Source organism: Ruegeria sp. CG11 (assembly GCF_056537245.1).
The window spans coordinates 809,319-822,240 of the sequence record NZ_JBQFRE010000001.1 but is presented as its reverse complement, the minus strand read 5'-3'; the positions used below and the strand labels follow the sequence as shown (position 1 = coordinate 822,240).

Genomic DNA, 12,922 nt, shown 5'->3' with positions numbered 1-12,922 from the left:
TCAAAGGCGCAAGCGGTTCAGCCATCAAACAAGATTGCCGTTTGCAACAGGACACGGCAAAAAACCGCCGAAGCAGGAGGCGCGATGCGAACGGTTATCTTCGATCTGGACGGAACTCTGGCCGATACGTCGGGCGATCTGCTGGCCGCGGCGAACCACTGTTTTCGGCAGATGGGGCATGGCGATGTGCTGGTGCACGGGCAGGACGCGGCGGTTGCGTTGCGGGGCGGGCGGATGATGCTGACGCATGGGCTCAAGCGGGTGGGGGCCTATGACGAAGATATGGTTCACGCCTATTACCCAACGCTGCTCGAGGCGTATTCCCAGGCCATCGACACGCATACACAGTTCTATCCCGGGGCGCTGGACGCAATCGAGGTTTTGCGGTCGGCGGGCTATGGCGTGGGCATCTGCACCAACAAGCCCGAGGCGCTGGCGCATCAGTTGCTGACCCAGATGGGCGTGCGGGATGCGTTCGCCTCTCTGGTCGGGGCCGACACCTTGTCGGTGCGCAAGCCAGATCCGGAACCGCTGCGCGAGGCTGCGCGTCGGGCGGGCGGACATCCGGATTTGTGCGTGCTGATCGGAGACTCTGATACTGACCGTAACACCGCCCGCGCGGCTGGTGTGCCCTCGGTTCTTGTCACCTTCGGCCCGTCCGGCGAGGACATGGCCGCGCTGGAGCCCGAGGCCTTGTTGCATCACTTCGACGATCTGCATTCGGTGGTCGAAGGGCTGATCGGTGCGGCGGCGTGATCTCTTGACCCTCAACCCATGCAGCATCAGAAAAAGCCTATGACCGAGACATTCACTGGCAGCTTTACCCAGCAGGAACCCATCCCCGAAGATGCAATCGAGGCAGCGATGGCCGTCCTGCGCCACGGACGCCTGCACCGCTACAACGTCGTCCCCGGAGAGCTGGGCGAAACTGCGTTGCTGGAGCAGGAATTCGCGGCGCAGATGGGCGCCAAATATTGTCTGGCGGTGTCCTCCGGCGGCTATGCATTGGCGACGGCGCTGCGGGCGGTTGGGGTACAGCCGGGCGATCCTGTGCTGACGAATGCCTTTACGCTGGCGCCGGTGCCGGGGGCGATTGCCTCGGTCGGGGCGCGGCCGATCTTTGTGGGTGTGACTGAGAGCCTGACCATTGACCTGGATGACCTTGAGGCAAAGCTGGATCAGGCGAAGGTCCTGATGCTCAGCCATATGCGCGGGCATTTGTGCGACATGGATCGGCTGATGCAAATGTGCGATGCGGCTGGCGTTATCGTGATCGAGGATTGCGCCCACACGATGGGGGCGGCATGGCGCGGGCAGCTTTCGGGGCGGCAGGGGGCAATCGGGTGCTATTCCTGTCAGACCTATAAGCACGTCAATTCTGGTGAAGGCGGGCTGCTGATCACCGATGACGAAGAACTGGCGGCTAAGGCGACGATGCTTTCGGGGTCCTATATGCTCTATGAGCGCCACCTTGCCGCGCCGGCCCCTGAGGTTTTTGAGCGGATAAAATACACCACTCCGAACGTATCCGGCCGTATGGATAACCTGCGCGCGGCAATTCTGCGCCCGCAATTGCGCGATCTGGACCGGCAGGTTCAGCGTTGGAACGAACGCTACGATGAGATTGCGGCGGGGCTGCGCGGAACGCCGGGGCTAACCATTGTCGAGCGTCCCGAGGAGGAAGCCTATGTCGGATCGTCGATCCAGTTCCTGTTGCTCGACTGGTCGCCGGAGCGCATTGCCGAGGTGATCCGTCGCTGTGCGGCGCTTGGGGTGGAGCTCAAATGGTTCGGCGGGGCGGAGCCGAGCGGGTTTACCTCTCGCTATGACAGTTGGCGTTATGCGGACAGCGTGCCAATGCCGGCCAGTGATCGCATTCTGGCCGGTATCATGGACATGCGAGTGCCTCTGACCTTTTCGCTAGAGGATTGCCGCCTGATCGCGCGTATCATCCGGTCCGAGGTCGGCGCGGTCTATCAATCCTGATCCAATTGAGTGCACCCGCAGTGCACGCTCTTTTTGACAGCCGCCCTTTGGGGCGGCTGTCTGCGTTTTGGGTGATCGTGTCGATCAGGGTCGTTGACCAGATGTAATTCGGCTGCTATCAGTTTATTGAACATGTGTTCATTTATGCGAAGGAGGAGATCGCGTATGTTCTCGGCCACAATGCAATTTGATCTGGGCGAAGATGTGAAGGCCCTGCGCGAGATGGTGCATCGCTGGGCGCAGGATCGGGTCAAGCCGATGGCGGCTGAAGTCGACAAGTCCAACGCTTTTCCCAACGAGTTGTGGAAAGAGATGGGCGATCTCGGGATGCTTGGGGTCACGGTGCCCGAGGAATACGGCGGGGCGGGGATGTCGTACCTGGCCCATACTGTTGCGGTCGAGGAGGTCGCGCGGGCCTCTGCCTCGGTTTCGTTGTCTTACGGGGCCCATTCGAATCTGTGCGTCAACCAGATCAAGCTGAATGGCACCGATGAGCAGAAGGCGAAGTATTTGCCGCGTCTGATCTCGGGGGAGCATGTGGGCGCACTGGCGATGTCCGAGGCTTCGGCCGGTTCCGACGTGGTGTCGATGAAACTGCGCGCGGAAAAGCGCAACGATCATTATCGGCTGAACGGCAACAAGTACTGGATCACCAATGGGCCGGATGCGGACACTCTGGTCGTCTATGCCAAGACAGACCCGGAGGCGGGGTCAAAAGGGATCACGGCCTTTCTGATCGAGAAAGAGATGAAGGGGTTTTCGACCTCGCCCCATTTCGACAAGCTGGGTATGCGTGGATCGAACACAGCCGAGCTAATTTTCGAGGGCGTCGAAGTGCCGTTCGAAAACGTTCTGGGCGAAGAGGGTAAGGGTGTCGCGGTTTTGATGTCCGGTCTGGACTATGAGCGCGTGGTTCTGGCCGGGATCGGGACGGGCATCATGGCGGCCTGTCTGGACGAGATCATGCCCTATCTGGCTGAGCGCAAGCAGTTCGGCAAACCCATCGGCAGTTTCCAACTGATGCAGGGCAAAATCGCCGACATGTACACTGCGATGAATTCCGCGCGGGCTTATGTGTACGAGGTTGCCAAGGCCTGTGACCGGGGGGACGTGACCCGCCAGGACGCGGCGGCGTGCTGCCTTTACGCCTCGGAACAGGCGATGGCGCAGGCGCATCAGGCGGTACAGGCAATGGGTGGAGCCGGGTTCCTGGCGGATTCGGCGGTCAGCCGAATTTTCCGCGATGCCAAGCTGATGGAGATCGGCGCGGGGACCAGCGAAATCCGTCGGATGCTGATCGGGCGGGAACTGATGAGCGAAATGCTGTGACGAAAAAACGCCCCACATACGAGGGAACTGTGGGGCGTTCTTTCAAAGGATCAGAAGCTATGGACGTAGGATACGCCGACCAGCCAAGGATCGATTTCGGCGGTGCCGATATCGGTGCCGCCCAACGAAACGTCCGAGTCGATGTCGAACCAGCGGACGTTCAGACGTACGGCACCTTTTTCGGTGACCATGTAGTCCAGACCAGCCTGCAGCGCGAGGCCGAAGGAGTTGTCAAGCTCGAGTCCGGGCAGCTCTTCGTCGAAGAAAATTGTGTAGTTCAGACCTGCGCCGACATAGGGTTTCCAAACGCTGTTGGTCGGGAAGTGGTAGTTCAGCGACAGGGTGGGCGGCAGCTGCTTGACGCTGCCCGCATCAATGCTGCCGTTCAGAGTGATGTCGTGTTTGAACGGGGTAGCCGCCAGAAGTTCGATGCCCAGGTTGTCGCGGACGAAGTACTCCACGGTAAAGATCGGGCGTGTGTCCGAATCCACTTCGACGTCGAGACCACCGGCCAGTGTGCCATTGTCGGATTTCGGGTCGAGGTAGCCAACACCAACACCCACGGTCCAGTCACCTTGGTTTTGGGCCATTGCAGGGGCGGCAAGCGCGACGAGCGCGGTAGAGAGTGTCAAAGCGGCGAGTGTTTTGGTCATTTTAAGGCCTTTGAATTTGATGATGGGTTGGTTTTGCCGACCAGGGGCAAGGTAAACTCTGATCTGCATCAAGTTTCGGTGAGATCGGAGACGCGTTCCTGGTCGGAAAATGTTATGAAAACAAGGGGTTTCGCGCATGCGTCCCGTTGAAAGCATACCCGGTATGCGAGAGGTGGGGGGCTGGGATATCCCTGGCCGACTCAACATGGCGCGGCAGTGCCTTTCGCGCCCCTGCGACAGCATAGCCATTATCGATCTGACCGCGGGTGGCCGCGAGGCCGTCTCTTATGGTCATCTTGGGCGCATGACCGACGGGATTGCGCGGGCGTTGATGAATCGGGTGCAGCCCGGTGATCGCGTGGGTGTGCTGCTCAGCCAATCGCCGTGGTGCGCGGTCGCGCATCTGGCGATCTGGAAGCTTGGGGCGATTTCGGTGCCGCTGTTCAAGCTGTTCAAACATGATGCGCTGGCCTCTCGGGTAGGCGACGCTGGGGCGAAGGTGGTGCTGACGGATGGTGACGGTGCCGCATTGCTCGGCGATTTGGCGCAGCCGATCCGGGTTGATCAGATCGCGCCGTCCGATGACGCGCTGCCCTATGCGGACACCGGTCCCGAGGACCCGGCGGTGTTGATCTATACCTCGGGTACCACCGGCAGCCCCAAAGGGGCATTGCACGGGCACCGAGTCCTGACCGGTCACCTGCCGGGCGTGTCGATCAGCCACAATCACCTGCGTGAGGGCGACTGCCTGTGGACGCCCGCTGATTGGGCCTGGATCGGCGGTTTGTTCGACGTGTTGATGCCCGGTTTGGCGCTGGGCATCCCGGTGGTCGCGGCGCGGCTCGAGAAGTTCACCCCCGAAGCCTGCGCCGATGTGATCGCGCGCGGCGGTGTGCGCAACGTGTTCTTCCCGCCCACGGCTCTGCGGATGCTGAAGGCAGCGGATCAGAGCATCCCTGGCCTGCGTTCGGTTGCGTCAGGTGGTGAGCCATTGGGCGCTGAGATGCTGGCCTGGGGGCAAAAGGCGTTCGGTCTGACGATCAACGAATTCTACGGTCAGACCGAATGCAACATGGTCGTGTCTTCCTGCGCCGAGGATTTCCCGGTGCGCCCCGGTTGCATCGGTAAGTCGGTGCCGGGGCATGAGGTCGTGGTGATCGACGAAAGCGGCAACCCGACCAGCGAGGAGGGCGACGTCGCCATCCGGCGGGGCTCGGCCTCGATGCTGCTGGAATACTGGAACCGGCCCGATGCGACCGCTGAAAAGTTCCGCGGCGATTGGCTGATCACCGGAGACCGTGGCGTGTGGGAGGGCGACTATCTGCGCTTCGTCGGCCGCGATGACGACGTTATTACCTCGGCCGGCTACCGCATCGGCCCGGCCGAGATCGAGGATTGCCTGCTGACCCACCCGGCGGTGGCAACCGTCGGCGTCGTCGGCAAGCCTGACCCGCTGCGGACCGAGATCGTGAAGGCCTATGTGGTGTTGAAGCCGGGGGCCGAGGCCTCAGGGCAGGAGTTGCAGGATTGGGTCAAGGACCGTCTGGCGCAGTATTCCTATCCGCGCGAGGTGACCTTTCTTGAGGAACTGCCGATGACGGTGACAGGGAAGGTGATCCGCAAGGAATTGAAGGCGCGGGCGGCAGAGGAAGTGAGGGCTCAAAATTGAACCGACTATTGTTTGCTATTTTAATGGTGATCTTTGCGCTCGCGTCCACTGCCCACGCTGATGATCCTGATCCAAGTGGTTGGGTAGAAAGGTGTGTTGATAACTCTGAGGTTCAGCTGAATTGGTTGAGCGAACGGGAAGAATGTCTGGCGGTGATACTAACCTATTGCGAGTTTGCCCAAGACCAGCGTGTGTGTTTTCTCAATCTCGAAACCAGATACGGAGATCTTGGTAGCAATCTACTTTCTGGGCTTCCCAATACGATAGAAGCCGAGAGTCCGCAGTCGGAATTCTATATCTCCCGACTTGAAACGCTTCGCGAAATAAACACGAGTGTTGAGTGCAAAGATTACTCAAGCAAAGAGTACTGCGCTGCGCATGTGGCAATTCAGAAGTACTTAGCCGCTTCATCGCTAACGGCCTGGTTGGCTGAACTAGAAGGCGAACAACAATGAAACTCACATCCAAAGCCATGCCCGCCTCCGAGGGCTTCAAAGCGAACCGCGCGGCGCATCTCGACGCGCTGGCCCAAATCTCAGACGCTGCCGATAAGGCCCGCATGGGGGGCGGCGAGAAATCTCGCGCGCGGCATGAATCGCGGGGCAAGATGCTCCCCCGTCGTCGGGTGGCGAACCTGTTGGACCCGGGGTCTCCGTTTCTGGAAATCGGCGCGACAGCGGCGCATGGGATGTATGGCGACGCTGCGCCTTGTGCCGGGGTCATCGCAGGCATTGGCCGGGTGCAGGGGCGTGAGGTTATGGTGGTCTGCAACGATGCCACCGTGAAGGGCGGCACATACTATCCGATGACCGTCAAGAAACACCTCCGCGCGCAGGAGATCGCTGAGGAAAACCATCTGCCCTGCGTCTATCTGGTCGACAGCGGTGGTGCGAACCTGCCCAATCAGGATGAGGTCTTCCCCGACCGCGACCACTTTGGCCGTATCTTCTATAATCAGGCGCGGATGAGTGCGAAGGGGATCGCTCAGATCGCCGTGGTGATGGGGTCCTGTACGGCTGGCGGAGCCTATGTGCCTGCGATGTCCGATGTGACCATTATTGTGAAGGAACAGGGCACGATTTTTCTGGCCGGTCCGCCTCTGGTGAAGGCCGCGACGGGTGAGGTGGTCAGTGCTGAGGACTTGGGCGGTGGCGACGTCCACACCCGCCTGTCCGGCGTGGCGGATTACCTGGCTGAAGATGATGCCCACGCGCTGGCCTTAGCCCGCCGCGCCGTCGGGTCGCTGAACCTGCGCAAGCCGCAGACCGTGGATTGGGCCAACCCCGAGGACCCGGCCTACGATCCCGAAGAAATCCTCGGCGTCGTTCCCGCCGACCTTCGAACGCCGTATGACATTCGCGAAGTGATCGCGCGGCTGGTCGATGGTTCCCGATTTGATGAGTTCAAGCCTCGGTTCGGTGAGACACTGGTGACCGGCTTTGCCCATGTCAAAGGCTGCCCGGTCGGGATCATCGCCAATAACGGGGTGCTGTTTTCCGAGTCGGCGCAGAAGGGCGCGCATTTCGTCGAGCTGTGTTCTCAGCGCCGCATCCCGCTGGTCTTCCTGCAGAACATCACCGGGTTCATGGTGGGCCGCAAATACGAAAACGAGGGCATCGCGCGGCATGGCGCCAAGATGGTGACGGCGGTGGCTACGACGAACGTGCCGAAGGTTACGATGCTGGTCGGCGGGTCCTTCGGGGCCGGTAACTATGGCATGGCCGGTCGCGCCTACCAGCCGCGCTTCCTGTGGACCTGGCCGAACTCGCGCATTTCCGTGATGGGCGGGGAGCAGGCCGCTGGCGTTCTGGCGACCGTCAAGCGCGACGGGATCGAACGGCAGGGCGGATCGTGGTCGGCCGAGGAAGAGGCCGAGTTCAAGCGCCCGACGCTTGAGATGTTCGAGGAGCAATCGCACCCGCTCTATGCCTCGGCGCGGTTGTGGGATGACGGCATCATCGACCCGCGCAAAAGCCGCGATGTGCTGGCCCTGTCGCTAAGTGCGGCGCTGAATGCCCCGATTGAGGAGACACGTTTCGGCGTGTTCAGGATGTGATCATGGGGCTTGTGATCGTAAAATCTGACATCACACAGATACAGGTAGATGCCATTGTAAACGCAGCCAACCGCTCATTGCTTGGCGGTGGCGGGGTGGACGGAGCAATTCACCGCGCCGCGGGCCCGAAGTTGCTTGAGGAATGTCGTGGACTTGGCGGATGCGAAACCGGAGAGGCCAAGGTCACCGATGCTTACAATCTTCCTTCGCGTATTGTGATTCATACGGTTGGCCCGGTCTGGCGGAACGGTGAGGCGAACGAAGCCGAGCTTTTGTCGCGGTGCTATTCGAATTGCCTTCGTTTGGCAGTGGAACATGGCTGCCAGAGTATCGCGTTTCCTGCAATTTCAACTGGGGCGTATGGCTTCCCGCACGAGCAAGCGGCCGAGATCGCTGTGGCCTCGGTCGCGAGCAGCCACCTTGAGGTGAAGCTTGTGGCGCTTGATGCGCGAACAGAAAGGCATCTAGGCAATGCAATCCGCAATTGGAAACGAGACAATGTTTAACAAAATCCTGATTGCCAACCGGGGTGAAATCGCCTGTCGCGTGATGGAGACCGCTCAGAAGATGGGGGTGGCCTGCGTCGCGGTTTATTCGGATGCGGATGCCTCGTCCAAGCATGTGCAATTGGCGGATGAGGCCGTGCATATTGGCAGCGCCACTCCGGCAGAGAGTTACCTGAAGGGCGATGTGATCATTCAGGCGGCGTTGGAAACTGGCGCGCAGGCGATCCATCCGGGGTACGGCTTTCTCTCCGAAAACCCCGAATTCGTGGATGCGGTCGAGGCCGCGGGTCTGACTTTTATCGGCCCCTCGGCGGATGCGATCCGCCAGATGGGTCTCAAGGATGCGGCCAAGGTGGTGATGGAGCAGGCGGGCGTGCCCGTCGTGCCCGGTTATCATGGGGACAATCAAGACCCCGAGCATCTGGCCGGGGCTGCGGATACCATCGGCTATCCGGTGCTGATCAAGGCGGTGGCCGGTGGCGGTGGCAAGGGGATGCGGCTGGTCGAACGCCCCGAGGACTTTGCCTCGGCATTGGATAGCGCACGCGGCGAGGCCCGCACTGCCTTTGGCAATGACGCCGTGTTGGTCGAGAAATTCGTCGCCAAACCCCGCCATATCGAAGTGCAGGTGTTTGGAGACGGCACCCATGCCGTGCATCTGTTCGAACGCGACTGCTCACTGCAACGGCGGCACCAGAAAGTGATCGAAGAGGCTCCGGCCCCCGGCATGACGGCTGAGATGCGCGAAGCGATGGGACAGGCGGGCGTGCGTGCGGCTGAGGCGATTGGGTACAAAGGGGCTGGGACGGTTGAATTCATCGTCGATGCCTCGGAGGGGCTGCGTCCGGATCGGTTCTGGTTTATGGAGATGAACACGCGCCTGCAGGTCGAACATCCGGTCACCGAAGCAATCACCGGTGTGGATCTGGTCGAATGGCAATTGCGTGTCGCCTCGGGTGAGACGTTGCCTAAGCAGCAGGACGACTTGTCGATCAATGGTCACGCGTTCGAAGCCCGGCTTTATGCCGAGGATGTGCCCAAAGGGTTCCTACCTGCAACTGGCACCCTGACGCATTTGCAATTCCCGACTACCTGTCGCGCCGACTGTGGCGTGCGTGCGGGGGATACGATCAGCCCGTGGTATGACCCGATGATCGCAAAGGTCATTGTCCACGGCCCAACCCGCGCTGTCGCGTTGGAGCAACTTCATCGTGCCCTGCAGCAGACCGAAGTGGCGGGCACCGTTACCAACCTGGCCTTTCTGGGTGCGCTCACACGGCATCAGGGGTTTTCTGCGGGTGACGTGGATACCGGGCTGATCGGTAGGGATTTGGAGTCGTTGACACGGGACGCCCCGGTCTCTGCCGCGACATGCGTGGCTGCTGCGATGACGGCGTTGGGATTGGCCGAGAGTTCTGGTGAGACCGGGTTCTCGCTTTGGGCACCGTTGCATCGTGCGGTTCAGTTGATGGCCGACGAGTTGGTCGATCTGGATGTGCAGGTTGAAGGTCCAAACCGGCAGGTCTGGCAGGTCGGTGAGGAAACTCTCATCGCGGAACATAGCGGCCGAGGGTGGTCTGTCGGAGGAGCGCCTATGCCGCGTGTTGTGGTGTCTGGTTCACGGATCACTGTGTTTGAGAATTATGGGCGGGCCTTCGATGTCGTTGACCCGCTGGACCGTGACACCAGCGCTGCCGGTGATACCAATGTGATCGAGGCTCCCATGCCGGGTCTTGTGAAGGCCGTGTTTGCCGCGGTCGGGCAGGCGGTGAAAGAAGGGGATCGGCTGGCCATTCTGGAGGCCATGAAGATGGAGCACTCGCTGTTGGCTGCTCGCGATGGAATCGTGGCCGAGGTACTGGCCGAGGATGGCGCGCAGGTCGAAGCCGGAGCCGCCTTGGTTCGGTTGGAAGAGGAGTAGCCTGTTCCTGCGCCGCATCGCGTGGCACAGTCGGGTCAACATATTGGAAACGAAACCGGGAGGAACGCTGTAATGGATGAGCGGGTCGAGATTTTCGAGGTAGGTCCACGCGATGGCCTGCAAAACGAACAGCGTGAAATCTCTGTGGCTGAAAAGGTAGCCCTGATCGATTGCCTCAGTCGCGCCGGTTTCAACCGGATCGAAGTGGCCAGTTTCGTCTCGCCCAAATGGGTGCCGCAAATGGCGGGCAGCGCAGAGGTGTTGGCCGGGATCAAGCGGGCGGACGGGGTGCGCTTTGCCGCGCTGACACCAAACATGCGTGGCTACGAGGACGCCCTGGCGGCCAAGGCGGATGAGATCGCGGTGTTTGCCTCGGCGTCCGAGGGGTTTTCGAAGGCCAATATCAACGCCACGATTGAGGAATCCATCGAACGGTTCACTCCGATCCTCGAGGCCGCCCGCCACATTGATCTACCGGTGCGTGGGTATGTCTCTTGCGTGACTGATTGCCCCTATGACGGGCCAACTCCGCCAGAGAAAGTTGCCGAAGTTGCGGATCGTCTGTTCGCATTGGGTTGCTATGAGGTCTCGCTGGGCGACACGATCGGGCAGGGGACGCCGGATACAATCGCGCATATGCTGCTGGCCGTGCGTGAGCGGGTGCCGGTCACCCGGTTGGCGGGCCATTTCCATGACACCAATGGCCGCGCCATCGACAATATCGACGCCGCGCTGGCGCTGGGCGTCCGGACCTTCGACTCGGCCGTCGGTGGGCTGGGTGGGTGCCCTTATGCGCCGGGAGCTTCGGGCAATGTTGCGACCGAAGCCGTCGTCGCGCATCTGGAGCGGCTGGGATATCAGACCGGGATTGATCAGGCGGTTGTCGAAGAGGCTGCCCAGATGGCCCGAGCAATGAGAGCGGAGTAAAGGGCGATGTTCGAAACGATCTCGGTCACGCAGGACGCGCGCGGTGTGGCGACTCTGACGCTCGACCGTCCGGAAAAGCACAACGCAATGTCGGCGCAGATGATTTCCGAGCTGACGCAGGCGGCGGCGCAGTTGGGCGCGGACGACACGGTTCGGGTCGTGGTTCTGACCGGCGCAGGGAAAAGCTTTTGTGCTGGTGGGGATTTGGGCTGGATGCAAGCGCAAATGGCTGCCGACCCCGAAACCCGGTTCGCTGAGGCACGCAAACTGGCCGAGATGCTGCAGGCGCTGAACACAATGCCCAAACCCCTGATTGGGGCGCTTCAGGGCAACGCTTTCGGTGGTGGTATCGGACTGACCGCGGTTTGTGACGTGGCCGTGGGCGTAGACGGGATAAAGATGGCGCTGACCGAAACACGGCTGGGCCTGATCCCGGCAACCATCGGCCCCTATGTCATCGCCCGCATGGGCGCGGCCCACGCCCGGCGCGTGTTCATGTCGGCCCGGGTGTTTGATGCTTCGGAAGCCGTGGACCTTGGGCTGTTGGCCAAAGCTGTCCCAGCGGCGGATCTGCAGGATGCGGTCGAGGCCGATGTCCTGCCCTACCTCTCTTGCGCGCCGGGAGCCGTGGCTTCGGCCAAGAACTTGGTGCAGGCGCTGGGTCCGCGTATTGACGATGCCGTGATTGATCGGACGATCCAATCGCTGGTCGAACGGTGGGAAACCGACGAGGCGCGCGAAGGCATCAGCGCCTTCTTCGACAAACGAAAACCTGCATGGAATACTCAGGTTTAGCGCGTTTTCAGAGTGAAAACAGATTCGCTCAAATGCCAGATTTTCCAATTGTGGAAGCAAGTGGAATATTAAGCCCCTGCGCGTTTGTGTTCGGTTGACCCTCTGACCCGGCGCGGATAGAGAATGTCCAGTCAACACGCCAATTGACGGCGCGTCCCTGGGGGGTATGCGCAGGAAAGGAGCTATTCGTGGAAGACCTGCTGCGGGAGTACCTCCCGATTCTGGTGTTTCTGGCCGTCGCCGTGGGCCTTGGAATCGTACTGATTCTGGCCGCTGTAGTTCTGGCCGTCCGCAATCCCGACCCTGAAAAGGTCAGCGCATATGAGTGCGGTTTCAACGCCTTCGACGATGCGCGGATGAAATTCGACGTCCGATTCTATCTGGTATCGATTCTCTTCATCATCTTCGATCTGGAAATCGCCTTCCTGTTCCCGTGGGCCGTGGGCTTCAAGGACATCAGCGATGTGGGCTTCTGGTCCATGATGGTGTTCCTGGCGGTGCTGACCATCGGCTTTGCCTATGAATGGAAGAAAGGGGCCCTGGAATGGGAGTGATGACGGGTGCAAACACCGCTGGCGTCGATAAAGAAGTCGCGACCCAGGCCCTGAATGCCGAGTTGCAGGACAAAGGGTTTCTGCTGACCTCGACCGAGGACATCATTAACTGGGCGCGCACTGGCTCGCTGCACTGGATGACATTCGGTCTGGCCTGCTGCGCGGTTGAGATGATGCACACCTCGATGCCGCGTTATGATGCGGAACGGTTTGGTATCGCGCCGCGCGCCTCTCCGCGTCAGTCGGACGTGATGATCGTGGCTGGCACTCTGACCAACAAGATGGCCCCGGCGCTGCGCAAGGTCTACGACCAGATGCCCGAGCCGCGCTATGTGATCTCGATGGGGTCCTGCGCGAATGGCGGTGGCTATTACCACTATTCTTATTCCGTTGTGCGTGGTTGTGACCGGGTTGTTCCGGTCGACATCTACGTGCCCGGTTGCCCTCCGACGGCTGAAGCGTTGTTGTACGGTCTGATGCAGCTGCAACGCAAAATCCGCCGCACCGGCACCATCGTACGCTGAGG

General features: G+C 60.8%; 13 protein-coding genes. 12 read left to right on the top strand and 1 reads right to left on the bottom strand.

All coding sequences use genetic code 11. From position 1 onward, the window contains the following. The first annotated feature begins 84 nt into the window (after positions 1 to 84). The 3 genes from ACR0KW_RS04080 (at position 85) to ACR0KW_RS04070 (ending at position 3,315) form a co-directional block, all read left to right on the top strand. On the top strand, positions 85 to 756 hold the full coding sequence (locus tag ACR0KW_RS04080; RefSeq protein WP_480803847.1) for an HAD-IA family hydrolase: 672 nt from the start codon (positions 85 to 87) through the stop codon (positions 754 to 756). 39 nt (positions 757 to 795) lie between these two features. Beyond that, positions 796 to 1,986, top strand: a complete 1,191-nt coding sequence (locus ACR0KW_RS04075) for a DegT/DnrJ/EryC1/StrS family aminotransferase (RefSeq protein WP_480803846.1) — start codon at positions 796 to 798, stop codon at positions 1,984 to 1,986. 165 nt (positions 1,987 to 2,151) lie between these two features. Next, complete coding sequence (locus ACR0KW_RS04070; RefSeq protein ID WP_480803845.1) at positions 2,152 to 3,315, top strand: isovaleryl-CoA dehydrogenase; 1,164 nt, start codon at positions 2,152 to 2,154, stop codon at positions 3,313 to 3,315. 50 nt (positions 3,316 to 3,365) lie between these two features. Here ACR0KW_RS04070 and ACR0KW_RS04065 read toward each other — a convergent pair whose 3' ends face one another. After that, positions 3,366 to 3,968, bottom strand: a complete 603-nt coding sequence (locus ACR0KW_RS04065) for an OmpW/AlkL family protein (protein WP_480803844.1) — start codon at positions 3,966 to 3,968, stop codon at positions 3,366 to 3,368. Positions 3,969 to 4,104: 136 nt separating this feature from the next. Between ACR0KW_RS04065 and ACR0KW_RS04060 the strand changes: the two genes are divergently transcribed. The 9 genes from ACR0KW_RS04060 to ACR0KW_RS04020 all read left to right on the top strand — a co-directional run bounded on the left by ACR0KW_RS04060 (position 4,105) and on the right by ACR0KW_RS04020 (position 12,920). After that, complete coding sequence (locus ACR0KW_RS04060; RefSeq protein WP_480803843.1) at positions 4,105 to 5,637, top strand: AMP-binding protein; 1,533 nt, start codon at positions 4,105 to 4,107, stop codon at positions 5,635 to 5,637. Next, positions 5,634 to 6,092, top strand: coding sequence for a hypothetical protein (locus ACR0KW_RS04055; RefSeq protein WP_480803842.1), 459 nt, complete (start codon positions 5,634 to 5,636; stop codon positions 6,090 to 6,092). The genes ACR0KW_RS04060 and ACR0KW_RS04055 overlap by 4 nt, the downstream gene beginning before the upstream one ends. Continuing rightward, positions 6,089 to 7,693 carry a carboxyl transferase domain-containing protein gene (locus tag ACR0KW_RS04050; protein WP_480803841.1) on the top strand — a complete coding sequence of 535 codons (1,605 nt, stop codon included), beginning with the start codon at positions 6,089 to 6,091 and terminating at the stop codon, positions 7,691 to 7,693. Before ACR0KW_RS04055 ends, ACR0KW_RS04050 begins: the two co-directional genes overlap by 4 nt. Before the next feature lie 2 nt (positions 7,694 to 7,695). Continuing rightward, positions 7,696 to 8,199, top strand: coding sequence for an O-acetyl-ADP-ribose deacetylase (locus ACR0KW_RS04045; RefSeq protein ID WP_480803840.1), 504 nt, complete (start codon positions 7,696 to 7,698; stop codon positions 8,197 to 8,199). Continuing rightward, positions 8,192 to 10,120 carry an acetyl/propionyl/methylcrotonyl-CoA carboxylase subunit alpha gene (locus ACR0KW_RS04040; protein ID WP_480803839.1) on the top strand — a complete coding sequence of 643 codons (1,929 nt, stop codon included), beginning with the start codon at positions 8,192 to 8,194 and terminating at the stop codon, positions 10,118 to 10,120. Before ACR0KW_RS04045 ends, ACR0KW_RS04040 begins: the two co-directional genes overlap by 8 nt. Positions 10,121 to 10,192: 72 nt before the next feature. Next, complete coding sequence (locus tag ACR0KW_RS04035; RefSeq protein ID WP_480803838.1) at positions 10,193 to 11,047, top strand: hydroxymethylglutaryl-CoA lyase; 855 nt, start codon at positions 10,193 to 10,195, stop codon at positions 11,045 to 11,047. 6 nt (positions 11,048 to 11,053) lie between these two features. Next, positions 11,054 to 11,842: a crotonase/enoyl-CoA hydratase family protein gene (locus ACR0KW_RS04030; RefSeq protein ID WP_480803837.1), complete on the top strand. Its 789-nt coding sequence runs from the start codon at positions 11,054 to 11,056 to the stop codon at positions 11,840 to 11,842. Between the two features lie 188 nt (positions 11,843 to 12,030). Beyond that, entirely contained in the window at positions 12,031 to 12,396 is a 366-nt protein-coding gene (locus tag ACR0KW_RS04025) for an NADH-quinone oxidoreductase subunit A (RefSeq protein ID WP_170325678.1), read from the top strand. Continuing rightward, the gene (locus ACR0KW_RS04020; protein WP_010442777.1) at positions 12,387 to 12,920 is read left to right on the top strand and encodes a NuoB/complex I 20 kDa subunit family protein; all 534 of its coding nucleotides are present in this window, start codon (positions 12,387 to 12,389) and stop codon (positions 12,918 to 12,920) included. Before ACR0KW_RS04025 ends, ACR0KW_RS04020 begins: the two co-directional genes overlap by 10 nt. The last annotated feature ends 2 nt before the right edge of the window (positions 12,921 to 12,922 follow it).

Excerpts from the sequence above, each read along its gene's own strand:
- ACR0KW_RS04035 (WP_480803838.1), top strand. The coding sequence starts at position 10,193 with ATGGATGAGCGGGTCGAGATTTTCGAGGTAGGTCCACGCGATGGCCTG.
- ACR0KW_RS04040 (WP_480803839.1), top strand. The coding sequence starts at position 8,192 with ATGTTTAACAAAATCCTGATTGCCAACCGGGGTGAAATCGCCTGTCGC.
- ACR0KW_RS04065 (WP_480803844.1), bottom strand. The coding sequence starts at position 3,968 with ATGACCAAAACACTCGCCGCTTTGACACTCTCTACCGCGCTCGTCGCG.
- ACR0KW_RS04050 (WP_480803841.1), top strand. The coding sequence starts at position 6,089 with ATGAAACTCACATCCAAAGCCATGCCCGCCTCCGAGGGCTTCAAAGCG.
- ACR0KW_RS04020 (WP_010442777.1), top strand. The coding sequence starts at position 12,387 with ATGGGAGTGATGACGGGTGCAAACACCGCTGGCGTCGATAAAGAAGTC.
- ACR0KW_RS04045 (WP_480803840.1), top strand. The coding sequence starts at position 7,696 with ATGGGGCTTGTGATCGTAAAATCTGACATCACACAGATACAGGTAGAT.
- ACR0KW_RS04030 (WP_480803837.1), top strand. The coding sequence starts at position 11,054 with ATGTTCGAAACGATCTCGGTCACGCAGGACGCGCGCGGTGTGGCGACT.
- ACR0KW_RS04075 (WP_480803846.1), top strand. The coding sequence starts at position 796 with ATGACCGAGACATTCACTGGCAGCTTTACCCAGCAGGAACCCATCCCC.
- ACR0KW_RS04060 (WP_480803843.1), top strand. The coding sequence starts at position 4,105 with ATGCGTCCCGTTGAAAGCATACCCGGTATGCGAGAGGTGGGGGGCTGG.
- ACR0KW_RS04070 (WP_480803845.1), top strand. The coding sequence starts at position 2,152 with ATGTTCTCGGCCACAATGCAATTTGATCTGGGCGAAGATGTGAAGGCC.
- ACR0KW_RS04080 (WP_480803847.1), top strand. The coding sequence starts at position 85 with ATGCGAACGGTTATCTTCGATCTGGACGGAACTCTGGCCGATACGTCG.